The sequence below is a fragment of the Streptomyces sp. NPDC045956 genome, assembly GCF_056430705.1.
This window is the reverse complement of record NZ_JBWKKZ010000014.1, coordinates 175029-197676: the sequence shown is the minus strand read 5'-3', so window position 1 is coordinate 197676 and position 22648 is coordinate 175029. Positions and strand designations below refer to the sequence as shown.

Below are 22648 nucleotides of genomic sequence, written 5' to 3'. Positions count from 1 at the left end.
CGGCGCCGGTTGCATTCTGCCCCACCAAGCGCCGCGTCCGCCCGTGAGGTGCGGTCGCCTCACGCCCCCTTGGCGCGGTACCGGCGCATCTTGGCACGGGCCCCGCACACCTGCATCGAGCACCAGCGGCCGCGCCCGGCCGGGCTGCGGTCGTAGTACGCCCAGTGGCAGTCGGCGGCCTCGCAGGCCTTCAGCCGCGTCCAGGTGCCCGCGACCAGCGCCTCGGCGACGGCGGCGGCCACGCGGGCGGTCAGGGAGCCGTCCCGGGCCGGGGCGAGGGCGGCGGCGCCGTCGGCCGGGTCCACCGTCACCACCAGCGGGGCGGCGGCCAGCAGTTCGCCCAGCGGGGTCACCGCCCGGTGCGGCGGGTGGCCGGCGTGGGCGAGCAGGACCGCGCGCAGGGACTCGCGCAGCTCGCGCGCCCCGGCCGCCTCCTCCTCCGTGAGCCCGAGCCGCGCCCGGCCCTGCGGTGTGTCCAGCGCGTCGGCACCGGTCTCCAGGTCGACGGAGTTCACCAGCCGCTCGACCAGCTCCAGGCCTCCCGGCGCGACGGAACGCTCGTTCATGCTTGCGACGTTACCTCCATTACGGGAGCATGGAGTAACCGTTACCGGTTACCCGCACTGTGCCGGTAACCGACGGACCTCAAGGAGGAAGTCATGGCTGTCGCCGAACTGGGCCCCGTCGTCCTGGACTGTCCCGACCCTCACGCCCTGGCCCGCTTCTACGCCGGGGTCCTCGGCGGCACGGTCGAGGACCGCAGCGACGAGCACGACGAGTGGGTCGACCTGAATCTGCCGGGCGGCCGGACCCTGGCCTTCCAGGGCTCCCCCGGCCACGTACCGCCGAAGTGGCCCGGTGACGACGGGCAGCAGCAGTTCCACCTGGACCTCGACGTCAAGGACCTGGACGCGGCGGAGAAGGCGGTGCTGGAGCTGGGCGCGAAGCCGCTGGACGCGGAGGACCGGACGCGGTCGTTCCGGGTTTACGCCGACCCGGCCGGGCACCCGTTCTGCCTTTGCGCCTGCTGAACCCGCCCCGCCCCTTCTACTCCGGGAGGCCCCCGTGGCACCTGTGGCACGCTTCCGTTCCGTCGTCGTCGACTGTCCCGAACCCCTCGAACTGGCCCGCTTCTACGCGGAGGTCGGCGGGGGCACCCCCGAGGAGGAGGACCCCGACTGGGTGGTGCTCCAGGTGCCCGGCGGGCCCAGGCTGTCCTTCCAGCGGGCCGAGGGGCTCACCCCGCCGGAGTGGCCGCGCGCGGACCGCAACGCCCAGCAGTTCCACCTCGACTTCCACGGCGGGGCGACCTGGGAGGAGATGGACGCGGCCCACGAGAGGGTGCTCGCCCTGGGCGCCCGGCCGCTGGACCTGGAGGACCGGGAGAAGAAGGACTTCATGGTGTACGCCGATCCGGCCGGGCATCCGTTCTGCCTGTGCCGGATCGAGCACCTCTGACCGCGCCGGGGCCTCCGACGGCGCCGGGCCGGAAGGGGCCGCCTCCGGCCGAGGCGGCCCTCAGCCGTCGAGTTCGCCGATCGTCGCCGTCGACGGCTCCCGGCGCAGCTGTGCCGCCCGCGCGGTGAAGGCCGCGCTCCGCAGCACACGCTGGACGTTCCCCCAGGTCAGCAGGGCCACGTCGGACTCCTCCCAGCCGCGCCGCAGCAGCTCGGCGATGAGCCGGGGGTAGCCGGCGGCGTCGCCCAGCTCCAGCGGGTGGGCGGTGCCGGCGTCGTAGGTGCCGGACAGGCCGACGCTCTGCGGGCCGGCCACCGAACGGACGTGGTCGAGGTGGTCGGCGACGTCCCGGACGGTCGGGCCGGTCTGCTCGGCGGTCAGCGGCACCATGCACAGGCCGCCGGACGCGCCCAGCTCGACGAGCAGGTCGTCGGGGAGGTTCGCGGGGTGCGGGCGCAGGGCCCGGGCGGCGGAGCGGGTGCACAGCGCCGGCGCCTTGGACACGGCGAAGGTACGTCGGATGGTCCCGGTGGAGGCACCGGACAGGTCGGCGATCACGCCGAGCCGGTTCATCTCCCGGACGACCTCCTCCCCGAACCGGGTCAGGCCGGCCTCGCCCGCCCAGGACGCTCCGGTCAGCGTGAGCATGCGCAGCCCGAGGGCGTGCAGGCCGCGCAGGATGCCGAGGCAGTCACCGAGGGCGGCGGCGCCGGCCGGGCCAGGCACCACGGCGACCCGGCCGCAGTTGCGGGCGTCGATGGCCTGCCCCGCGTCGTACGCCAGGCGCAGCCCCTCAGGGTGCGCCCGCACCACCGTCTTCACCAGGTCCAACTGCTCCAGCGTCGCGCCGACCGCCCGGTCGCCGTCGATGGCCTCGGGCAGGTGCAGCGACCAGAACAGCGCGCCCACGTGCCCCTCGCGCAGCCGCGGCAGGTCCGTGTCGACGGAGCTCTCGCCCAGCTCCAGGTCGTACCAGGGCAGGTGCTTGAGCGCCCGGGGCAGGCCGCTGTAGCCGTCGGCGACGGGGTGGGCGGTCAGCACGGCGTGCGCCCGGGACAGCGGCTCGTCGTCGGGGTCGGACACGGGCGCGTAGGGCTCCGGCGGGAAGACTGCCGCCGGCAACGGCACGGGCAGGTCGTCGAGCCCGCCGGCCTCGGTACCGGTGTGCAGGTCGTCCTGGAGGTCTGCCATGGCGGGCTCCGTACGGTCGTCGTGCGTTACGGTCACCGTCGCACGGAGCGGAAAGGGCTTCCTGGTGGACGGTGCGTTCGGGGGTACGGACCCCGGGCACGGCTCAGCCCCGGGCCGCCTCGATCACCTCGTCCAGGGTGTCCCGGGAGCGGCGCAGGTCCGCGATCATCCGGTCGATGCGGGCGCGCTCGGCGGTGAGGTCGGCGACCAGCTTCGGCGAGGCCGCGGCCGACGGGCCCCCGTCCCCGTCCCGCATGCAGGGCAGGAGCTGAGCGATCTTGTCACTGCACAGCCCGGCCGCGTACAGCTCCTGGATCCGGATGACCCGGTCGACCGCGGCCTCCGTGTACTCACGGTGCCCGCCGGCCGTACGCTCGGCCGTGAGCAGCCCCTGCTGCCCGTAGTACCGAAGCGAGCGCTCGCTGACACCCGTGCGCCGGGCGAGTTCACCGATCCGCATGTGTACGTCCCTTCCCCCGCATCGCCCACCGGACCTTGATTCTGACATCAGTGTCAGGTTCTAGCGTACGGGCATGACGAACTCGACCGACCTCTTCGCCCCCGCGTCCCTCGGCCCGCTCGCCCTCCCCAACCGTCTGGTGATGGCCCCCCTCACCCGCAACCGCGCCGAGGCCGACGGCACGCCGACCCCGCTGATGGCCACCTACTACGCCCAGCGTGCCTCCGCCGGGCTGATCATCGCGGAGGCGGCGACGCCCAACGCGGTCGGGCAGACGTACCCGAACATCACCGCCGTCCACAGCGCACGGCACGTGGCGGGCTGGCGGCAGGTGACCGACGCGGTCAGTCGGGCGGGCGGACGGATGTTCCTCCAGCTCCAGCACGGCGGCCGGGTCGGCCACCCCGCGACCAGCGGACTCACACCGGTCGCGCCCTCGCCGGTCCCCCTGCCCGAGACGATCTTCACACCGGAGGGGCACCGGCCCTCGGTCGTCCCGAGGGAGATGAGCGAGGAGGACGTCCGCGCCACCGTCTCCGACTTCGCACGGGCCGCCCGCAACGCGCTCGACGCCGGGTTCGAGGGCGTCGAGGTGCACTCCGCCAACGGCCACCTGCTGCACCAGTTCCTGGCGGCCAACACCAACCGCCGCACCGACGGCTACGGCGGTTCGCTCGCCGGGCGGATCCGGTTCACGGCCGAGGTGACCGAGGCCGTGGCCGCCGAGATCGGCGCCGAACGGGTGGGGCTGCGGGTCTCCCCCGGCAACACGGTCAACGGCATCACGGAGGGCGGGACCGAGGAGATCTACCCGGCCCTGGCCGAGCGGCTCGGCGGCCTCGGGCTCGCGTACCTGCACCTGGCGTACGCCGACCCGCACGCCCCGGTGTTCCGGAGCGTGCGCGCCGGATGGCCCGGCGTGCTGATCGCCAACCCGGTCCTGGACAAGGCGCCCTCTGCGGACTCCGTGCACCGCGCCTCCGCACGGCTGCTGGAGGCGGGCGCCGACCTCATCGCCCTGGGCCGGCCGTTCCTCGCCAACCCCGACCTGGTGCGGCGGCTGCGGCTCGGCGCACCGCTGAACCCGGTACGGGACCCGTACCTCATGTACGTGGGCGGGGCGACCGGCTACACCGACTACCCCGCCCTCCCCGAGGGGACGGCTCAGCCGTCCAGCTCCTCCAGCGACGCGTTGGACGGCCCCCGGGTGGCCTGAAGCCCCCGGGCCACGTCCTCCGCCGCGCCCAGCACCCGTACCGCGTTCTTCCAGGTCAGCTTGGCCAGGTCGGCCCGGGACCAGCCGCGGTCGAGCAGCTCGGCGATCAGGTTCGGGTAGCCGGAGACGTCGCCGAGGCCGTCGGGCGTGAACGGGGTGCCGTCGTAGTCGCCGCCGATGCCGAGGTGGTCGACCCCGGCCACCTCGCGCATGTGGTCGAGGTGGTCGGCGACCGTCGACACGGTGGCGACGGGGCGCGGGGTGCGCTCCTCGAAGGCGCGGTGGACCTTCATCGCCTCGGGGCCGCTGTCCAGGTGGTGGAATCCGTGCGCGCGCATGTTCTCGTCGGCGGCGACCGTCCAGTCCACGGCCGCCTGGAGCACGAACTTCGGCACGAACGTCACCATCGCCATGCCGCCGTTGGCCGGCAGCCGCTCCAGGACGTCGTCCGGGATGTTGCGCGGATGGTCGCAGACGGCCCGCGCGGAGGAGTGCGAGAAGATCACCGGCGCGGTGGAGGTGTCCAGCGCGTCCCGCATGGTGGTGGCGGCGACGTGCGAGAGGTCGACCAGCATGCCCTCGCGGTTCATCTCCCGCACGACCTCGCGGCCGAAGGCCGACAGGCCGCCGACGGAGGGCTCGTCGGTCGCGGAGTCGGCCCACGCGATGTTGTCGTTGTGCGTGAGCGTCATGTAGCGCACGCCGAGCGCGTACAGCGCGCGGAGCGTGGCGAGCGAGTCGTCGATGGAGTGGCCGCCCTCGGCGCCCATCAGCGACGCGATCCGGCCCTCGGTCCGCGCGGCCTCCATGTCGGCGGCGGTCAGCGCGGCCCGCAGCTCCCCGGGGTGGCGGTCGATCAGCCGGCGTACGCAGTCGATCTGCTCCAGCGTCGCGGTGACCGCGCCGGGCAGGTCCGAGCGGACGTACACCGACCAGTACTGCGCGCCGACGCCGCCGGCCCGCAGCCGGGCCAGGTCGGTGTGCAGGTGGGCGGACTGGTCGGTGGCGATGTCCCGGGCGTCGAGGTCGTAGCGCACCTGCTCGCGCAGCGCCCAGGGCAGGTCGTTGTGGCCGTCCACGACGGGGAACTCGCGCAGCAGTGCGCGGGCCGGCTCCAGCGAGGTCATCCGCGTCACTTCCCGAAGCCGAAGCCCGCGGCCGGGCCCCCGACCTTGTTCCGCAGCCGCCTGCCCTTCTCGGTGGCCTGGTCGTTCAGCTCCTGCTGGAACTCGCGCATGCGGCCCTGCAACTCCTCGTCGTGCGCGGCGAGCATGCGGGCGGCCAGCAGCCCGGCGTTGCGCGCGCCGCCCACCGAGACGGTGGCGACGGGGACGCCGGCCGGCATCTGCACGATGGAGAGCAGGCTGTCCATGCCGTCCAGGTACTTCAGCGGCACCGGCACGCCGATGACGGGCAGCGGGGTGACGGAGGCGAGCATGCCCGGCAGGTGGGCGGCGCCACCGGCCCCGGCGATGATCGCCTTCAGGCCGCGCCCGGCCGCCTGCTCGCCGTACGCGATCATCTCGTGCGGCATGCGGTGCGCGGAGACGACGTCGACCTCGTAGGGGACCTCGAACTCGTCGAGCGCCTTGGCGGCGGCCTCCATGACGGGCCAGTCGGAGTCCGACCCCATGACGATGCCCACGACCGGGCTGACCGGGCTGGCCTGGCTCATTCGGTGATCGTCCCTCTCAGGTAGCCGGCAGCGTGACGGGCGCGCTCCAGCACGTCGTCCAGGTCGTCGCCGTAGGTGTTGACGTGGCCCACCTTGCGGCCGGGCTTCACGTCCTTGCCGTACATGTGGATCTTGAGCTGCGGGTCGCGGGCCATGCAGTGCAGGTACGCGGAGTACATGTCGGGGTAGTCGCCGCCGAGGACGTTGACCATGACCGTCCACGGGGCGCGCGGGCGCGGGTCGCCCAGCGGCAGGTCGAGGACGGCGCGGACGTGGTTGGCGAACTGCGAGGTGATCGCGCCGTCCATGGTCCAGTGGCCGGAGTTGTGCGGGCGCATCGCCAGCTCGTTGACGAGGATGCGGCCGTCGCGGGTCTGGAACAGCTCGACGGCGAGGTGGCCGACGACGCCGAGTTCCTTGGCGATGCTGAGCGCCATCTCCTCGGCCCGCAGGGCGAGGCCCTCGTCCAGGTCGGGGGCGGGGGCGATCACCGTGTCGCAGACGCCGTTCACCTGGCGGGACTCGACGACGGGGTAGGCCACCGCCTGGCCGTGCGGGGAGCGGACCACGTTGGCGGCCAGCTCTCGGACGAAGTCGACCTTCTCCTCCGCGAGCACGGGCACGCCCGCGCGGAACGGCTCGGCGGCCTCCTCGACGGAGTCCACCACCCACACGCCCTTGCCGTCGTACCCGCCGCGGACCGTCTTGAGGACCACGGGGAACCCGTCGCCCTCGCCCGCGAAGGCGCCCACGTCGGCCGGATCGCTCACGATCCGGTGCCGTGGGCAGGGCACGCCGATCGCGACGAGCTTCGCGCGCATCACGCCCTTGTCCTGGGCGTGCACGAGCGCCTCGGGGCCGGGGCGGACAGGGATGCCGTCCGCCTCCAGGGCCTTGAGGTGCTCGGTCGGCACGTGTTCGTGATCGAAGGTGATCACGTCACAGCCGCGCGCGAACTCGCGCAGCGTGTCCAGGTCGCGATAGTCGCCGATGACGACTTCGTTCACGACCTGCGCCGCAGAGTCCTGAGGGGTGTCACTGAGGAGCTTGAACCTGATGCCCAGCGGGATGCCCGACTCGTGTGTCATACGAGCGAGCTGGCCACCGCCGACCATGCCGACTACGGGGAACGTCACACCCCTAGCGTATCGGCCGCGCGGAGCCCACCTGTTTACCGGCCGTTTCCGGGCGGTCCCGGCGCCCGTTCCCGGCGCCCCGCGTCCGTCCGCAGGAAGATCGCGCGTCCGGGTGGTTAGCATGAACGGATTGACGCCGACCCACGGACGGGGGCCTGCACGACCATGGGACATGGTTCCTCGGGTGCTCATACGCCCCCTGCTCCCCCGGCACCCCGGGGCGCGGTGCGGGGGCGGATCGACCGGCTGGTCCGGGAGGTCGTGAAGTTCGGCGCGGTGGGCGGCGCGGGGGTGCTGGTCAACCTGCTCGTCTTCAACTTCGTGCGGCACGTGACCGACCTCCAGGTGGTGCGGGCCAGCATCGTCGCCACGATCGTCGCGATCGTCTTCAACTACCTGGGCTTCCGCTACTTCACCTACCGGGACCGCGACAAGAGCCACCGGACGCGCGAGATGACGCTGTTCCTGGTCTTCAGCGCGATCGGACTGGTGATCGAGAACGGCGTGCTCTACACGGCGACGTACGGCTTCGGCTGGGACAGCCCGTTGCAGAGCAACATCTTCAAGTTCCTCGGCATCGGCATCGGCACGCTCTTCCGCTTCTGGTCGTACCGCAGCTGGGTCTTCCGCGCGCTGCCGGCCCGGCGGCCGGTGACGCGGGCGGAGACCTTCCTGGAGCACGAGAACCCCACGGCGGTGCCCACCCCCGACGGCACCCCGGCCGCCCGCCGCTGACCCGTCCGGGCCGCCTCGGGCCGACGCGGCGCGCACGCGGACACGGACGCGGACGCGGAGCGGTCAGCGCACGGTCCCGTCCGCGTCGCCGGAGCCCTGCTTCGACGGCGGCGTACGGGACAGGAAGAGGCCGAACACCGGGGGGCGGCCCTGGAGCAGCTCCAGCCGGCCACCGTCCGCCTCCGCCAGGTCCCGGGCCACGGCCAGGCCGATGCCCGTCGAGTTGCGCCCGCTGATGGTCCGCTCGAAGATCCGTGCCCCCAGGTCGGCCGGGACACCGGCCCCCTCGTCGGTGACCTCGACCACCGCCTGGTTGCCGGTCACCCGGGTCCGCAGGGCCACCGTGCCGCCGCCGTGCATCAGGCTGTTCTCGATCAGCGCGGCCAGCACCTGCGCCACCGCCCCCGGGGTGCCGACGGCCGTCAGGTGCCGCTTGCCGGAGCTGACGATCGCCCGGCCCTCGCTGCGGTAGGCGGGCCGCCACTCGGCGATCTGCTGCTGGATGACGTCGTCCAGCTCGAAGGTGACGGCCGAGCCGCTGCGCGGGTCGCGGGAGTTCGTCAGCAGCCGGTCCACCACGTCCGTCAGCCGCTCCACCTGCGACAACGCGATCGTCGCCTCCTCCTTCACCGTCTCCGGCTCGTCGGTGAGGGTGATCTCCTCCAGCCGCATGGACAGCGCGGTCAGCGGGGTGCGCAGCTGGTGGGAGGCGTCGGCGGCCAGGCGGCGCTCGGCGGTGAGCATCCGGGCGATGCGCTCGGCGGATGAGTCCAGCACGTCCGCGACCCGGTCCAGCTCGGGGACGCCGTAGCGCTTGTGGCGGGGGCGCGGGTCGCCGGAGCCGAGGCGTTCGGCGGTCTCGGCGAGGTCGGTGAGCGGGGAGGCGAGGCGGTTGGCCTGCCGGATCGCCAGCAGGACCGCCGCGACCACCGCGAGCAGCGCCACCAGGCCGATGATCAGCAGCGTCCGGCCGATCTCGCGGGTCACCGAGGAGCTGGGCTCCTCGACGAGCACCGTCTCGCCCTCCTCGCCGGTGGCCCTGCCTCGGATGACCTCACCGGTCGGCCGGCTGCCCACCTCGATGACCGTGCGGCCGGGGATGCGGATCTCGGCGTACCGGGCGTCCGCGACCTGCTCGCGCAGGAACGCCGCGTCGACCGTCCCGGTGCCGAGCAGCCGGCTGTCCACGATGCTGGCCAGCCGCACGGCCTCCAGGTCGACGCGTTCCTGGGCGGTGCTGCTGATCGTGCGGGTCTCCACGATCACGAGGGAGACGCCGAACACGGCGATCACGACGAGCACCACGGCGAGCGTGGACTGGATCAGTCGGCGGCGCATGTCCTCTTACCCGGGCAGGCCCTGCGGGCAGTCGGCCCCACTCGTTCTCAGTTCTTCTCGAAGCGGAAACCCACACCGCGCACGGTGGCGATGTAGCGCGGGTTCGCCGCGTCGTCCCCCAGCTTCTTGCGCAGCCAGGAGATGTGCATGTCGAGCGTCTTGGTGGAGGACCACCAGGTGGTGTCCCAGACCTCGCGCATCAGCTGGTCGCGGGTGACGACCCGGCCGGCGTCGCGCACCAGCACCCGCAGCAGGTCGAACTCCTTGGCGGTGAGCTGGAGCTCCTCGTCGCCCATCCAGGCCCGGTGCGACTCGACGTCGATGCGCACGCCGTGCGTGGCGGGCGGCTGCGGCGGCTCGACGGACCCGCGCCGCAGCAGGGCGCGGACCCGGGCGAGCAGTTCGGCGAGGCGGAAGGGCTTGGTGACGTAGTCGTCGGCGCCCGCGTCCAGACCGACGACGGTGTCCACCTCGTCGGCGCGCGCGGTCAGGATCAGGATCGGCACGGCGTGGCCCTCGGACCGCAGCCGCCGGGCGACCTCCAGCCCGTCCATGCCCGGCAGGCCCAGGTCCAGCACGACCAGGTCGACGCCTCCCTGCAGCCCGGCGTCGAGTGCGGTGGGTCCGTCCTCACGCACCTCGACCTCGTACCCTTCCCGGCGCAGTGCGCGGGCCAGCGGCTCCGAGATGGACGCGTCGTCCTCGGCGAGCAGTACACGGGTCATGAGCTGATGGTAGTCCGCTCGGAGCAGCGCCCGGGGCGTGATCGCACCCGCGGTCTCTTACCTACGGACAAGCCGGGCGCCCCGGCGCCGAGGGCCCCGCCGACCCCCGGCGCGTACCTGCGGCTGCGGGGTGTCATCCTGGAAAGGACCTTCGAATGATCGTTCATGGTTCCGCTCTCACCTGTGATCCCGGTCTCAAGTCCTTCCATACCGGGCGGTGTCCTGCCGTATGGTGAATCAGCGCCTGTAGCACCCATCGGCCTTTGGCGACTGTTCGACGCTGAAGGTCCCTTTTGTGTGCGGGTCGGCCCCCACGGCCGACCTTGAAAGGAATGACCTGTGGCCGGGCCTCACCGCGTGCAGTGACGCGCGCAGAGGCGTGGATCCCGGTGGTCGCCGTCCGTCGCTCCGTGATCCGGGGCGGAATCCCTCTGGCGTGGGGTGGACGGGTGAAGGCCGCCGGTGCCGGCCGCCCCCCACCGGGCGCGCATCGCCTCATGAGCGCGTCCCGACCAGCAAGGATCGACCATGGCGTCCAGCCTGACGAAGGACTCGGTCACACCGGGCACCCCCGGTTCCGAGAAGACCTTCTTCGGCCACCCCCGCGGACTGGCCACTCTCTTCATGACCGAGATGTGGGAGCGTTTCTCCTACTACGGCATGAGGGCTCTGCTCCCGCTGTACCTGGTGGCCCCCGGCGGTCTCGGCATGAACGCCGGCACCGCGACCGCGATCTACTCGGTGTACCTCTCGCTGGTGTACTTGCTCACGATGCCGGGCGGCTGGTTCGGCGACCGTGTCTGGGGACCCCGCAAGACCGTCGCCGTCGCCGGCGGCATCATCATGCTGGGCCACCTGACGCTGGCCCTGCCCTCCTCGGGCACGTTCTTCGCCGGCCTCGGCCTGGTCGCCATCGGCTCGGGCCTGCTGAAGGCCAACATCTCCACGATGGTCGGCCAGCTCTACGACGGCCCCGACGACCCGCGCCGCGACGGTGGCTTCACCGTCTTCTACATGGGCATCAACCTCGGTGCCTTCGCGGCGCCGCTGATCATCGGCACCATCGGCGAGAACGTCAACTGGCACCTGGGCTTCGCGCTCGCCGCGGTCGGCATGGGCCTCGGCGTGATCCAGTTCCTGATCGGCAGCCGCAACCTGGCGCCGCACTCCAGCGTGGTCCCGAAGCCGCTGTCGGCGGCGGAGAAGACCTCGACGCTGCGCAAGGCCGCGTTCTGGGCCGCGCTCGCCGTCGTCTTCTACGCGATCGTCGGCTTCTCCGGGAACTACACCCTGAACTGGATCCTGGTCCCGCTGACCCTGCTCGGCGTGATCATCCCGGTGCTGGTGCTGACCCGCATCAAGCGCGACAGGTCGCTGGACCGCGCCGAGCAGTCGAAGATGTCCGCGTACATCTGGTTCTTCGTGGCCGCGGCCGTCTTCTGGATGATCTACGACCAGGGCGGCTCGACCCTGGCGATCTTCGCCGACTCCTCCACCAACACCAGCGTGCTCGGCTGGGACTTCCCGGTCTCCTGGTTCCAGTCGGTGAACCCGGTCATCATCATGGCCCTCGCCCCGGTCTTCGCCACGCTGTGGCTGGCGCTCGCCCGGCGCGGCAAGGAACCGAGCACCATCGTGAAGTTCTCGTTCGGCCTCGTCCTGGTCGGCCTGTCCTTCTTCCTCTTCCTGGCCCCGCTGGCCATCGCCGACGGTGGCCACAAGGCCGCCGCGATGTGGCTGGTGGCGATCTACTTCGTCCAGACCTGCGGTGAGCTGATGCTCTCCCCGGTCGGACTGTCGGTCACCACGAAGATGGCGCCGGTGAAGTACGCCTCGCAGATGATGGGCGTCTGGTTCCTGGCCGTCACCGCCGGTGACGCCACGACCGGTCTGCTCTCCATCGCCGGCGTCGACCTGAACAAGACGGGCATCGTGGCGGCGGAAGCCACGCTCGCCGTGGTCGCCGGTCTGGCGATCTGGATGTACCGCAAGCGCGTCAAGGAACTCATGGGCGACGTCCGCTGAGACCCGCCCGCGAGGAAGGGGTCACCGCGTCCGGCTGGACGCGGTGACCCCTTCGGCGTGTTCGGGGACGGGCGCCGGGCAGCGGGGCGCCCCGCACCGCCCGCGAAGCCGTTGGCGGGGGCGTGGGGCGGGTCCGTGGCCTCGGCGGGCCCTCATAGGCCCCGCGTGGGCCGTCGGGGGCAGGCGTTGGCATTCGTCCCGAGCCTGGGGCGGCCAGCGGGGGCCGCAGGCGAGCGCAGGCGCTCGTAGGCGTCCGTAAGCGAGCGCAGGCGTCCGCAGGCGCTCGTAGGCGTCCGTAGGCGAGCGCAGTCGACAGACGCACGAAGGCCCCGCGTCCCGGTCGAGGTCGGGAGGGGGCCGCTGCGGCGGGCACGGGCGAGGGAACGCAGGAGCGAGGGTGAGGGCGGTGACGGGCCGCCGGGTGACGGCCGACGGCCGACGGCGAGGGGTGGAGGCCGAGGCGGAGCGCCCGGCGGCTCCGCGGCGTGGTGAGGGAACGGCGGCAGGCGCCGGTCCCTACGCCGGTGCTCCCAGTTCCGCCCAGACCCGCTTGCCCGCGACTCCCGGCGTGCGGACCACGCCCCAGTCCAGGCACAGCCGCTCCACGATGAACATGCCGTGTCCACCGGGCCGCCCTGCGCGATGCGGGGTGCGCGGCGCCGGCTGTCCCGTGCCGCGGTCGGAGACCTCCAGCCGGATCACCTTCTTCTCGCAGGTGATCGACAGCTCGTCGGGCCCCTCCGCGTGCAGACAGGCGTTGGTGACCAGCTCGGACACCACGAGGAGGACGTCCTCGGCGGCGGCCCGCTGATCCGCGGTGGACGAGGGCAACCAGCCCCAGGCGTACAGCGCCTGGCGGGTGAAGTCACGGGCGAGCGGGACGACCCCGCTCTGGTCGTCGAAGCTCAGTCTGCGAACCTGCCGCCCACCGTTCTCCGCACGCGCGACGGCACTCTCGGGCGCGGTCACGGCCTGCGCGGGCGATGGGGACGCGGACGCCCCGATCGCGGCGGCCCGCCCCGCGGACACTCCTTCGTCGGACTCCCCGGTCCCGGACACACCGCCCCCCTCGGAGCCCCCGGAAGCGCCGCTGGGCTCCGGACCGCGGTCGCCCGGCGAGTAGGGCCGGGTGGTGCTCATCAGCGCTTCACCTCACCGATTCACCAGTTCATGTTTCAAAGTCGTACACAGTCGGTCTGGAATGTCTCCTGCCCGACCGGACCGTCCGAACACCCCTGTATCGGCCACGAAACACGGGACGGAGTGAAAACGCCCGTCCCAGGGAGCGCACGGAACCCGTCGGCCGGGCCGGGGCGGGCTCAGTCGGACTCGTCGGCCAGGGCGGCCTCGAGCGTGTCGTGGAGGGTGAAGACCGCTTCGGCCCCCGTGATCTCGAACACGCGAGCCACTACGGGCTGCATGGCCACCAGATGCACACCGCCCCCCGCGGCCTCCGCCTTCAACCGCGCGCCGAGCAGGACGTTGAGCCCTGTGGAGTCGCAGAACTCCAGACGCGAACAATCCACGACAAGGCGGTTGAATCCCTTGGCGAGACAGTCCTCCAGCGGCTCGCGCAACAGATCGGCGGTGTGGTGGTCCAACTCACCCGCCGGTGTCACGACGGCACTGGGGCCCTCTTCCCGTACTTCCACCAGAAGCCGGCCCGACTGGGCACTGCCGACCGTCCCGCGGTCCATGCCGTTTCTCTCTCCCGAGGTCGTGACTGCTTGCTGACGCCCTCGAACACTACGCCTTCCCCGCGCACTCCGACACCCGAACAACCGCGCACAAACGGACATACATGCACAGAACACACTTGCGGTTGGCTCGGTAAACCCGGTAGGCCTAGTAGGAACACGTAACCCGACACGGCCGGCTTTGGAGGCGCCGCACACCGCAGTGCACGTATTTGGCTTCGGCAGCCGTATGCCGAGAACGATGGAGGACATCATGTCACCCCGGCTCGACGGATCGCGTACCCAAGAAGCGACGTCGACACTCCTTCCGGAACATCTGGATCCCATCGAGCAGCACGACGTGGCCGTCGGACACGACGGCGCACTGGCCGGGCTTCCGGACATCCCGGCATACGACGAGGTGGCTCCGGCGGACGCCCGGGCCCTGTCCAGGACCCTCTTCGAGCGGCTGGAGTCGCTGGAGGAAGGCACCCACGAGTTCGCGTACGTACGCAACACCCTCGTCGAACTGAACCTCGCGCTGGTCAAGTTCGCCGCCTCCCGCTTCCGCTCGCGCAGCGAGCCGATGGAGGACATCATCCAGGTCGGCACGATCGGCCTGATCAAGGCGATCGACCGCTTCGAACTGTCGCGCGGTGTGGAGTTCCCCACGTTCGCGATGCCGACCATCATCGGCGAGATCAAGCGCTTCTTCCGCGACACCTCCTGGTCCGTGCGCGTCCCGCGCCGGTTGCAGGAGCTGCGGCTCGACCTGGCCAAGGCCGGCGACGAGCTGGCCCAGCGGCTCGACCGCGCCCCCACGGTGGGCGAACTGGCCGAGCACCTCGGCCTGTCCCGGGACGAGGTCCTGGAGGGCATGGCCGCCTCCAACGCCTACACCGCCTCCTCGCTGGACGCCCAGCCGGAGGAGGACGACGCGGAGGGCGCGCTGGCCGACCGCATCGGCTACGAGGACAACGGGCTCGAGGGCATCGAGTACGTCGAGTCGCTGAAGCCGCTGATCGCCGAACTCCCCTCCAGGGACCGGAAGATCCTCTCCCTCCGCTTCGTCGCGGGCATGACCCAGTCGGAGATCGGCGAGGAACTCGGCATCTCCCAGATGCACGTCTCGCGCCTGCTGTCGCGGACGCTCGTACGGCTGCGCAAGGGGCTCACGGCCGAGGACTGATCCTCGCCGGGTGACGCTTGCCCTCCAGGGGGGTGGTCCGACGTCGGGCCGCCCCCCTTCGGGCTGTCCGGGGCGCTCCGCAGGCGTGCTCCGGGCCGTTCCGGGCGGGCCGCCGGCCGCTTCAGAGGGCGATCAGCGCGGCCGTGGGCAGGAACGGGACCAGGCCGCACAGCAGCCAGAAGGAGCGCGGGGCGAGCGCCGTCCTGCGCCGCAGGGGTTCGTTGGCCAGCCACCAGATCAGGCCGGACACCGCGACCACCGGGACCACGATCACCAGCCACAGCGCCATGCCGTCGTTCTCGGTCGGCTCGCGCACGGTCCATCCGAGTTCGGCCAGCGGCCAGTTGGCCAGCAGGTACCAGACGAGCCAGATCGGCACCACGGCCGGGACGCCGAGCAGCAGGTTCACCAGGAACGGGGCCCACCAGCGCCTGACCATCCGTCCCGTCCCCCGCTTCCCGCCGGTGCCGTCGTGTGCGCTCACACCCTACGCAGCCCTCGGCGCCACACCCCCGCGACCAGGGGCACGCCCGGCCGGTAGGCCAGGTGGACGTGGCTGGGGGCGTCGAGGAGGGTCAGGTCGGCGTACGCGCCCGGGGTGAGGCGGCCGATGTCGTCGCGCCTGAGGGCCGCGGCGCCGCCCGCGGTGGCCGACCAGACCGCCTCGTCCGGCGTCATCCCCATGTCCCGTACCGCGAGCGCGATGCAGAAGGGCACGGAGGACGTGAAGGACGAGCCCGGGTTGCAGTCGGTGGAGAGCGCGACCGTGGCGCCCGCGTCGAGCAGGCGCCGGGCGTCGGGCCACTGGGCGCGGGTGGAGAACTCGGCACCGGGGAGCAGGGTGGCGACCGTGCGGCCGCTCGCCAGGGCGTCCACGTCGGCGTCGGTGAGGTGGGTGCAGTGGTCGGCGCTGGCGGCGTCGAGTTCGACGGCCAGTTGCACGCCCGGGCCGTAGGAGAGCTGGTTGGCGTGGATCCGCGGGTGCAGGCCCTTGGCCCGGCCCGCGGTGAGGACGGCCCGGGCCTGGTCGCCGTCGAAGGCGCCCTGCTCGCAGAAGACGTCGATCCAGCGGGCGTGCGGAGCGCAGGCGTCGAGCATCTCGCCGGTGACGAGGTCGACGTAGGCCGCCGGGTCGTCGGCGTGTTCGGGGGCGACGATGTGGGCGCCGAGAAAGGTGACCTCGTCGGTGTGGCGGGCGGCGACGCGCAGGGCGCGGGCCTCGTCGGCGGTGGTCAGGCCGTAGCCGGACTTGGTCTCGAAGGTGGTGGTGCCCTGGCGCAGGGCCTCGTCGAGGTGGCGGACGAGGCCCGCCTCCAGTTCCGCGTCGCTCGCGGCGCGGGTGGCGGCGACGGTGGTGCGGATGCCGCCGGCGCTGTAGGGGCGGCCGGACATGCGGGCGTTGAACTCCTCGGTGCGGTCGCCCGCGAAGAGGAGGTGGGAGTGGGAGTCGACGAAGCCGGGGAGGACGGCCCGGCCTCCGGCGTCGACCCGGTTGTCAGTGGCGGGTGCTTTGCTTGATTCACCGGTCCACGCGACGCGGTCGCCGTCGATGACGACGGCCGCGTCCCGGACCAGTCCGAGGGGGGAGCGGTCACCGAGGGAGGGGTCGTTGGTGACGAGTGCGGCGATGTTGGTGATGACGGTGCTGCTGCTCATGGTGTCCGTGGCGTCCTTGCGGGTGCTGGGGCGGGCGGTTGCTACGCGTGCAGGGCGGCGACGGCCCGCGCGAGGGCCCCGGGCACATCGGGTACGAGGGTGTGCGCCCCGTCGCGCACGACGTGCCGCCCGCCCACGACGGTGTGCCGCACGTCCGCTGCCGTCGCGGCGAATACGGCCGTCTCGGCGCCGAGCCCGGGCAGCGGCCCCGCTGTTCTGACCGAGTCGAGGGCGAGGGTCGTCAGGTCGGCCCGGGCCCCGGTCTCGAGGGTGCCCACGTCGTCCCAGCCGAGGGCCGCGTGCCCGTCGGCGCCGGCGGCGCGCAGCAGGGCGGCGGCGGTCCAGTGACCGCGGGTGCGGGTGCGCAGGCGCTCGTTCAGCTCCATGGCGCGGGCCTCCTCCAGCAGGTCGACGACGGCGTGGCTGTCGGAGCCGAGGGAGAGCGGGGAGCCCGCCCGCTGGAGGGCGGCCGCCGGTCCGATGCCGTCGGCGAGGTCCCGTTCCGTGGTGGGGCACATGCAGGTGCCGGTGCGGCTGTCGCCGAGCAGGGCGATGTCCTCGTCGGTGAGGTGGGTGTTGTGGACGCCGGTGGTGCGCGGGCCGAGCACGCCGTGGTCGGCGAGGAGCCGGGTGGGGGTGCGGCCGTGGGCGGCGTGGCAGGCGTCGTTCTCGGCGGTCTGCTCGGACAGGTGCACGTGCAGCGGGGCCCGCCGCTGCTCGGCCCAGTGGGCCACGGTCGCCAACTGGTCGGCGGGCACGGCCCGTACGGAGTGGACGGCGGCACCGATCCGCGCGTGATCCCGTTCCTTGAGAAGTGAAGAGCGTTCCGCCCAGGCCTGGGCCGTCCCGTCCGAGAAGCGGCGCTGGTGGGCGTCGGGGGCCCGGCCGAAGCCGGAGGACAGGTAGCAGGTGTCGAGGAGGGTGATGCGGATGCCTGCTTCGGCGGCGGCCTCGATCAGCGCCTCGCCCATCGCGTTGGGGTCGGCGTAGGGGGTGCCGCCGGGGGCGTGGTGGACGTAGTGGAACTCGCCGACGGCGGTGATGCCGGCCAGGGCCATCTCGGCGTACACCGCGCGGGCGAGGTCGTGGTACGTCTCGGGGGTCAGCCGGTCGGCGACGGAGTACATGACCTCGCGCCAGGTCCAGAAGGTGCCGGAGCCGACCTGGACGGTGCCGCGCAGGGCGCGGTGGAAGGCGTGGCTGTGGGCGTTGGCGAGTCCGGGCAGGGTCAGCCCGCGCAGGATCTCGGCTCCGGGCGGCGGGGCGGGGGTGCCGGTGCGGACGGCGGTGACGCGGCCGTCGCGCACGTCCAGGGCGATACCCGGCTCGACGTGGGTGCCGAGCCAGGCGTGTTCCAGCCAGTACGTCCGGGTCCGCTCGGTGGTCCTCACGTGCAGGCCAGCCCTTCCAGTACGTCGGCGAGTGCGGTCACCCCGGCCACGCAGTCGTCCTCGGCGGCGTACTCGGCCGGGGAGTGCGAGACGCCGGTGGGGTTGCGTACGAACAGCATGGCGGTCGGGACGCGCCCGGAGAGGATTCCGGCGTCGTGTCCGGCGCCGGTGCCGAGGACGGGCACCCGCAGGTCCGTGTCGGTACCGAGGATTCGGGCCAGTTCGTCGCGCAGGGCGTGGTCGAACTCGACGACGGGGGTGAAGGACTCGCGGACCACGTCCAGTTCGGCGCCCTGGGCCGCGGCGTGCTCGCGGGCGGCCTTCTCGATGCCGGTGACCACGGCGTCCAGGCTCTCCTGGTCGGCGGCGCGGGAGTCGAGCCAGCCGCGGACGAGGGACGGGACGGCGTTGACGCCGTTGGGCTCGACGGCGATCTTGCCGAAGGTGGCGACGGCGCCCGCCAGTTCGGCCTCGCGGCGGGCGGCGAGGACGGTCTCGGCGTAGCTCAGCATGGGGTCGCGCCGGTCGGCGAGCCGGGTGGTGCCGGCGTGGTTGGCCTCGCCCCGGAAGTCGAACCGCCAGCGGCCGTGCGGCCAGATGGCGGACGCGATGCCGATCCGGTCGCCGGACAGGCCGAGGGCACGGCCCTGTTCGACGTGGAGTTCGACGAAGGCGCCGATACGGGAGAGGCGCTCGGGGTCGGGGCCGAGGGTGTCCGGGTCGTGGCCGGCGGCCTCCATGGCCCGCGGGAGGGTGATGCCGTCCCCGTCGGTCAGGCGGTGGGCCTGCTCGACGGTGAGGGCGCCCGCGGTGAGCCGGGAGCCGACGCAGGCGAGGCCGAAGCGGGCGCCCTCCTCGTCGCCGAAGTTGACGATGCCGAGCGGCCTGGTGGGGTGGGCTCCCCTGGCGCGCAGTTCGTCCAGGGCGGCGAAGGCGGACACCACCCCGAGGGGCCCGTCGAAGGCGCCGCCGTCGGGCACGGAGTCCAGGTGGGAGCCGGTGACCACGGCGTTCCGGGCGGTGGGGTCGCCGTACCAGGCCCACTGGTTGCCGTTGCGGTCGGTCTCGTAGGTCAGCCCGCGGGCCTCGGCCTGCTCCCGGAACCAGGCCCGGCAGTCGGCGTCGGCGCCGGTCCAGGCGAAGCGTCGGTAGCCGCCGGAGGCGGAGTCGCGGCCGATCGGCAGCAGCTCCGCCCACATGCTGTGGAAGCTCACGCGCCGTCACCCTCGCGCGCCTCGTCGCTCCCGCGGACCTCGTCGCCCCCGCGGGGCCCGTCACCCGCGCCGGCCCCGTCGCCCTCGCGCATCGGCACCCGCACGCCCCGCTCCCCGGCGACCGACTCGGCGATGTCGTACCCGGCGTCGACGTGCCGGATGACGCCCATGCCGGGGTCGTTGGTGAGGACCCGGCGGATCTTCTCGCCGGCCAGCGCGGTGCCGTCGGCGACCGTGACCTGCCCGGCGTGGATCGAGCGGCCCATGCCGACGCCGCCGCCGTGGTGGAGGGAGACCCAGGAGGCACCGGAGGCCACGTTGACCATGGCGTTGAGCAGCGGCCAGTCGGCGATGGCGTCGGAGCCGTCGAGCATGGCCTCGGTCTCGCGGTACGGGGAGGCGACGGAGCCGCAGTCCAGGTGGTCGCGGCCGATGACGACGGGCGCGGCCAGTTCACCGCTCGCGACCATGTCGTTGAACCGCTCGCCGGCCTTGTCCCGCTCCCCGTAGCCGAGCCAGCAGATGCGGGCGGGCAGGCCCTGGAAGTGGACGCGCTCGCCGGCCAGCTTGATCCAGCGGGCCAGGGACTCGTTCTCCGGGAAGAGGTCGAGGATCGCCCGGTCGGTCTTGGCGATGTCGGAGGCCTCGCCGGACAGGGCCGCCCAGCGGAAGGGGCCCTTGCCCTCGCAGAAGAGGGGGCGGATGTAGGCGGGGACGAAGCCGGGGAAGGCGAACGCCCGGTCGTACCCGGCGAGCCGGGCCTCGCCGCGGATGGAGTTGCCGTAGTCGAAGACCTCGGCGCCGGCGTCCTGGAAGCCGACCATCGCCTCGACGTGCCGGGCCATGGACTCGCGGGCGCGGGTGGTGAAGCCGGCCGGGTCCTTGAGGGCGGCGTCGGCCATGTCCTCGAAGGCGATCCCGGTGGGCAGGTAGGCGAGCGGGTCGTGGGCCGAGGTCTGGTCGGTCACGATGTCGATGGGGGCGCCCATGGCGAGCAGCTGCGGCACCAGCTCGGCGGCGTTGCCGAGGACGCCGATGGACAGCGGCCTGCGCCGGTCCCGGGCCTCGGTGGCCAGCTGGAGGGCATGGTCGAGGGAGTCGGCCTTCACGTCGAGGTAGCGGTGCTCGATGCGGCGGTCGATGGCGCGGGGGTCGCAGTCGACGCAGATCGCGACGCCGTCGTTCATGGTGACGGCGAGGGGCTGGGCACCGCCCATGCCGCCGAGACCGGCGGTGAGGGTGATGGTCCCGGCGAGGGTCCCGCCGAACTTCTTGGCGGCGACGGCGGCGAAGGTCTCGTAGGTGCCCTGGAGGATGCCCTGGGTGCCGATGTAGATCCAGGAACCGGCCGTCATCTGCCCGTACATGGTCAGGCCGAGGGCTTCCAGGCGGCGGAACTCCTCCCAGGTGGCCCAGTCGCCGACGAGGTTGGAGTTGGCGATGAGGACGCGCGGGGCCCACTCGTGGGTCTGCATGACGCCGACCGGGCGGCCCGACTGGACGAGCATCGTCTCGTCCTGCTTGAGGGTCTCCAGCGTGCGGACCATCGCGTCGAAGGACCGCCAGTCCCGGGCCGCCTTGCCCGTCCCGCCGTAGACGACGAGCTTGTCGGGGTGCTCGGCGACCTCGGGGTCGAGGTTGTTCTGCAGCATCCGCAGGGCGGCCTCCTGCTGCCAGCCCAGGGCGCTCGGGGTGGTCCCGCGCGGCGCTCGGACACCACCAGGGGGCGGCCCGGAGGGCCTCGGTTGAGGGTGGCCGTGGGAGACGGGCGGGCGGGGTCCGGACATGGTCTGCCTCCTGGTGGCTTGGTCCCGGCGGATTGTTGCTGCTGTTATTCATATCCTCGCCACGTGAATAGGACTAGTCAATACGTCCCGTGTCCCGGCGCGGGGGCGCCCCGGGTGTTTGGCTTGATGGCGTGGGCAGGCAGCCAGGGGTGCGCGCTGACAGGCAGGGGCGCGCACGGACGGACGGTGAGAGACGGAGGATCGCGTGAGCGACGGCACGGGCACGGGCGGTGGCCCCGGCGGCAACGGTGACCTCGGCGGCAACGGCACGGAGCGGGCGGCCCGGCGGGACGAGGCGGTGCGGGCGGCCGTGGAACAGGGCCTGCTCGGACCCGGGACGCCGATCGTCGGGCTGCTGGACGTCACCGGGATCCGGGAGTCGGCGGCGGCGCTGCGGGCGGCGTTCGAGGCGGTGACGGCGCCGGGGACGCCCGTGCTGCACGCCTTCGCGGTGAAGGCGTCCCCGCTGGTCCCGGTGGTGCGGCTGCTGCACGGGGAGGGCATCGGCGCGGAGGTCGCGAGCCCGGGTGAGCTGGCGCTGGCGCGGGCGGCGGGGGTGCCGCCGGAGCGGACGGTGCTGGACTCCCCGGCCAAGACGCCGGGCGAGCTGCGGGAGGCGCTCGCGCTGGGCGTCGCCGTCAACGCGGACAACCCGCAGGAGCTGGAGCGCATCGACGCGCTGGTGGCCGGGGGGACGAGCGCCTCACCGCTCGGCATCCGGGTCAACCCGCAGATCGGCGGGGGCTCCATCGAGGCCCTGTCGACGGCGACGGCCACCTCCAAGTTCGGGGTGGCGCTGCGCGACGAGGGGGCGCGCGAGTGGGTGGTGCGGGCGTATCTGGACAGGCCGTGGCTGACCCGGCTGCACGCGCACACGGGGTCCCAGGGCATCCCGCTCTCGCTGATGGCCGAGGGTGTCGCGGAGACGTACGCGCTCGCCGAGGAGATCAACGAGCGGGCCGGACGCCGGCAGGTGGACACGCTCGACATCGGCGGCGGCCTGCCGGTGAACTTCGCGTCCGACGAGACGACACCGACCTACGCGGACTACGCGCGCGTGCTGCGCGAGGCGGTGCCGGGGCTGTTCGACGGACGGTACGGGCTGGTGACCGAGTTCGGGCGGTCCCTGCTGGCCGAGCACGGCACCGTCGTGGCGCGGGTGGAGTACGCCAAGAGCGCCGGGGGGCGGCCGGTCGCGGTGACGCACGCGGGCGTGCAGGTCGCGACGCGGACGGTGTACGCGCCGGGGGCGTGGCCGCTGCGGATCGCCGCGTACGACGGCAAGGGGCTGCCGAAGCAGGGGCCGGACGTGGTGCAGGACGTGGCGGGTCCGGCGTGCTTCGCGGGCGACCTGCTGGCGGTCGGGCGCGCCCTGCCGCGGCTGGAGCAGGGAGACTACGCGGCGGCGCTGGACACGGGGGCGTACTACTTCGCGCACCACTACGCGTACAACTCGCTCGCCCGTCCCGCGGTCCACGGCTTCGTGCGGCGCGCGGACGGGGGAGTCGCCTTCGCGACCGTCCGGGAGGCGCAGACGGTCGACGAGATCGTCGCCGAGGCGGGAGGCAAGCACGCCGCCGCGCTCACGGACCTGGCCGGCGGCAGGGGTTCCGACGGCTCGTAGACGGCCGCGGGCCCCCACGGCAGCGGCCGGGCGTGGTTCGGGGCCGCGCACGGCGGCCGGGTGACCGTCGGGGGCGGGGGGGGGGGGGGGGGGGGGGGGGGGGGAGGAAGGGGGGGGGGGGGGGGGGGGGGGGGGGGGGGGCACACCCACCA

General features: G+C 73.0%; 22 protein-coding genes. 7 read left to right on the top strand and 15 right to left on the bottom strand.

Translation table 11 applies throughout. The features are described from left to right. Positions 1-59: 59 nt before the first annotated feature. A complete protein-coding gene (locus tag AC07FV_RS31170) occupies positions 60-566 on the bottom strand; it encodes a CGNR zinc finger domain-containing protein (RefSeq protein ID WP_479090873.1) in 507 nt (168 codons plus the stop codon). 93 nt (positions 567-659) lie between these two features. On the opposite strand from AC07FV_RS31170, the gene AC07FV_RS31165 reads away from it, so the two are divergent. Together AC07FV_RS31165 and AC07FV_RS31160 are read left to right on the top strand one after the other, a co-directional pair. Next, positions 660-1031, top strand: coding sequence for a VOC family protein (locus tag AC07FV_RS31165; RefSeq protein WP_479090872.1), 372 nt, complete (start codon positions 660-662; stop codon positions 1029-1031). A gap of 34 nt (positions 1032-1065) precedes the next feature. Beyond that, positions 1066-1458, top strand: coding sequence for a VOC family protein (locus AC07FV_RS31160; protein WP_356608788.1), 393 nt, complete (start codon positions 1066-1068; stop codon positions 1456-1458). A 60-nt stretch (positions 1459-1518) separates the two neighbouring features. Here AC07FV_RS31160 and AC07FV_RS31155 read toward each other — a convergent pair whose 3' ends face one another. Next, positions 1519-2649, bottom strand: a complete 1131-nt coding sequence (locus tag AC07FV_RS31155; protein WP_479090871.1) for a dipeptidase — start codon at positions 2647-2649, stop codon at positions 1519-1521. A 103-nt stretch (positions 2650-2752) separates the two neighbouring features. Beyond that, the gene (locus AC07FV_RS31150; RefSeq protein ID WP_479090870.1) at positions 2753-3109 is read right to left on the bottom strand and encodes a MerR family transcriptional regulator; all 357 of its coding nucleotides are present in this window, start codon (positions 3107-3109) and stop codon (positions 2753-2755) included. Between the two features lie 73 nt (positions 3110-3182). Here AC07FV_RS31150 and AC07FV_RS31145 point away from each other — a divergent pair, with 73 nt between their 5' ends. Further along, positions 3183-4325 (top strand): alkene reductase, encoded by a 1143-nt coding sequence (locus AC07FV_RS31145; protein WP_479090868.1) that lies wholly within the window; start codon positions 3183-3185, stop codon positions 4323-4325. On the opposite strand, the gene AC07FV_RS31140 is transcribed toward AC07FV_RS31145, so the two are convergent. From AC07FV_RS31140 to AC07FV_RS31130, 3 genes are read right to left on the bottom strand one after another with little or no spacing between them, the layout of a single operon-like run. After that, entirely contained in the window at positions 4274-5452 is a 1179-nt protein-coding gene (locus tag AC07FV_RS31140; protein WP_479090866.1) for a dipeptidase, read from the bottom strand. The two genes, AC07FV_RS31145 and AC07FV_RS31140, sit on opposite strands and share 52 nt — an antisense overlap. Before the next feature lie 5 nt (positions 5453-5457). Continuing rightward, positions 5458-6000 (bottom strand): 5-(carboxyamino)imidazole ribonucleotide mutase, encoded by a 543-nt coding sequence (purE, locus tag AC07FV_RS31135; RefSeq protein ID WP_356608798.1) that lies wholly within the window; start codon positions 5998-6000, stop codon positions 5458-5460. Then, a complete protein-coding gene (locus tag AC07FV_RS31130; RefSeq protein ID WP_384698548.1) occupies positions 5997-7136 on the bottom strand; it encodes a 5-(carboxyamino)imidazole ribonucleotide synthase in 1140 nt (379 codons plus the stop codon). The genes purE and AC07FV_RS31130 overlap by 4 nt, the downstream gene beginning before the upstream one ends. 165 nt (positions 7137-7301) lie before the next feature. Here AC07FV_RS31130 and AC07FV_RS31125 point away from each other — a divergent pair, with 165 nt between their 5' ends. Next, positions 7302-7871, top strand: a complete 570-nt coding sequence (locus AC07FV_RS31125; RefSeq protein WP_479090864.1) for a GtrA family protein — start codon at positions 7302-7304, stop codon at positions 7869-7871. 63 nt (positions 7872-7934) lie between these two features. On the opposite strand, the gene AC07FV_RS31120 is transcribed toward AC07FV_RS31125, so the two are convergent. Both AC07FV_RS31120 and AC07FV_RS31115 read right to left on the bottom strand, forming a co-directional pair. After that, positions 7935-9209 (bottom strand): ATP-binding protein, encoded by a 1275-nt coding sequence (locus AC07FV_RS31120; protein WP_383647842.1) that lies wholly within the window; start codon positions 9207-9209, stop codon positions 7935-7937. A gap of 47 nt (positions 9210-9256) precedes the next feature. Further along, a complete protein-coding gene (locus tag AC07FV_RS31115; protein WP_479090862.1) occupies positions 9257-9934 on the bottom strand; it encodes a response regulator transcription factor in 678 nt (225 codons plus the stop codon). Between the two features lie 528 nt (positions 9935-10462). Here AC07FV_RS31115 and AC07FV_RS31110 point away from each other — a divergent pair. Continuing rightward, on the top strand, positions 10463-11959 hold the full coding sequence (locus AC07FV_RS31110) for an MFS transporter (RefSeq protein ID WP_391971114.1): 1497 nt from the start codon (positions 10463-10465) through the stop codon (positions 11957-11959). 516 nt (positions 11960-12475) lie between these two features. Here the strand turns inward: AC07FV_RS31110 and AC07FV_RS31105 are convergent. Continuing rightward, on the bottom strand, positions 12476-13099 hold the full coding sequence (locus AC07FV_RS31105) for an ATP-binding protein (protein WP_479090860.1): 624 nt from the start codon (positions 13097-13099) through the stop codon (positions 12476-12478). A gap of 179 nt (positions 13100-13278) precedes the next feature. Further along, positions 13279-13656, bottom strand: a complete 378-nt coding sequence (locus AC07FV_RS31100) for an STAS domain-containing protein (RefSeq protein WP_055417279.1) — start codon at positions 13654-13656, stop codon at positions 13279-13281. Between the two features lie 241 nt (positions 13657-13897). Between AC07FV_RS31100 and AC07FV_RS31095 the strand changes: the two genes are divergently transcribed. Then, a complete protein-coding gene (locus tag AC07FV_RS31095; RefSeq protein WP_479090858.1) occupies positions 13898-14824 on the top strand; it encodes an RNA polymerase sigma factor SigF in 927 nt (308 codons plus the stop codon). 121 nt (positions 14825-14945) lie between these two features. Here the strand turns inward: AC07FV_RS31095 and AC07FV_RS31090 are convergent, their stop codons facing one another. Genes AC07FV_RS31090 through hutU form a run of 5 tightly spaced genes read right to left on the bottom strand, consistent with a single transcriptional unit; the run spans position 14946 to position 20872 of the window. Further along, positions 14946-15263: a hypothetical protein gene (locus tag AC07FV_RS31090; protein WP_479090916.1), complete on the bottom strand. Its 318-nt coding sequence runs from the start codon at positions 15261-15263 to the stop codon at positions 14946-14948. 41 nt (positions 15264-15304) lie between these two features. Continuing rightward, a complete protein-coding gene (gene hutI, locus AC07FV_RS31085; protein WP_479090857.1) occupies positions 15305-16480 on the bottom strand; it encodes an imidazolonepropionase in 1176 nt (391 codons plus the stop codon). Between the two features lie 41 nt (positions 16481-16521). Further along, positions 16522-17871 (bottom strand): formimidoylglutamate deiminase, encoded by a 1350-nt coding sequence (locus tag AC07FV_RS31080; RefSeq protein ID WP_479090856.1) that lies wholly within the window; start codon positions 17869-17871, stop codon positions 16522-16524. Beyond that, positions 17868-19085: an allantoate amidohydrolase gene (locus AC07FV_RS31075; RefSeq protein WP_479090855.1), complete on the bottom strand. Its 1218-nt coding sequence runs from the start codon at positions 19083-19085 to the stop codon at positions 17868-17870. Before AC07FV_RS31075 ends, AC07FV_RS31080 begins: the two co-directional genes overlap by 4 nt. Next, positions 19082-20872 carry a urocanate hydratase gene (gene hutU, locus AC07FV_RS31070; protein WP_479090853.1) on the bottom strand — a complete coding sequence of 597 codons (1791 nt, stop codon included), beginning with the start codon at positions 20870-20872 and terminating at the stop codon, positions 19082-19084. Before hutU ends, AC07FV_RS31075 begins: the two co-directional genes overlap by 4 nt. A 205-nt stretch (positions 20873-21077) precedes the next feature. On the opposite strand from hutU, the gene AC07FV_RS31065 reads away from it, so the two are divergent. Beyond that, entirely contained in the window at positions 21078-22496 is a 1419-nt protein-coding gene (locus AC07FV_RS31065) for a type III PLP-dependent enzyme domain-containing protein (protein WP_479090852.1), read from the top strand. Positions 22497-22648: the final 152 nt, after the last annotated feature.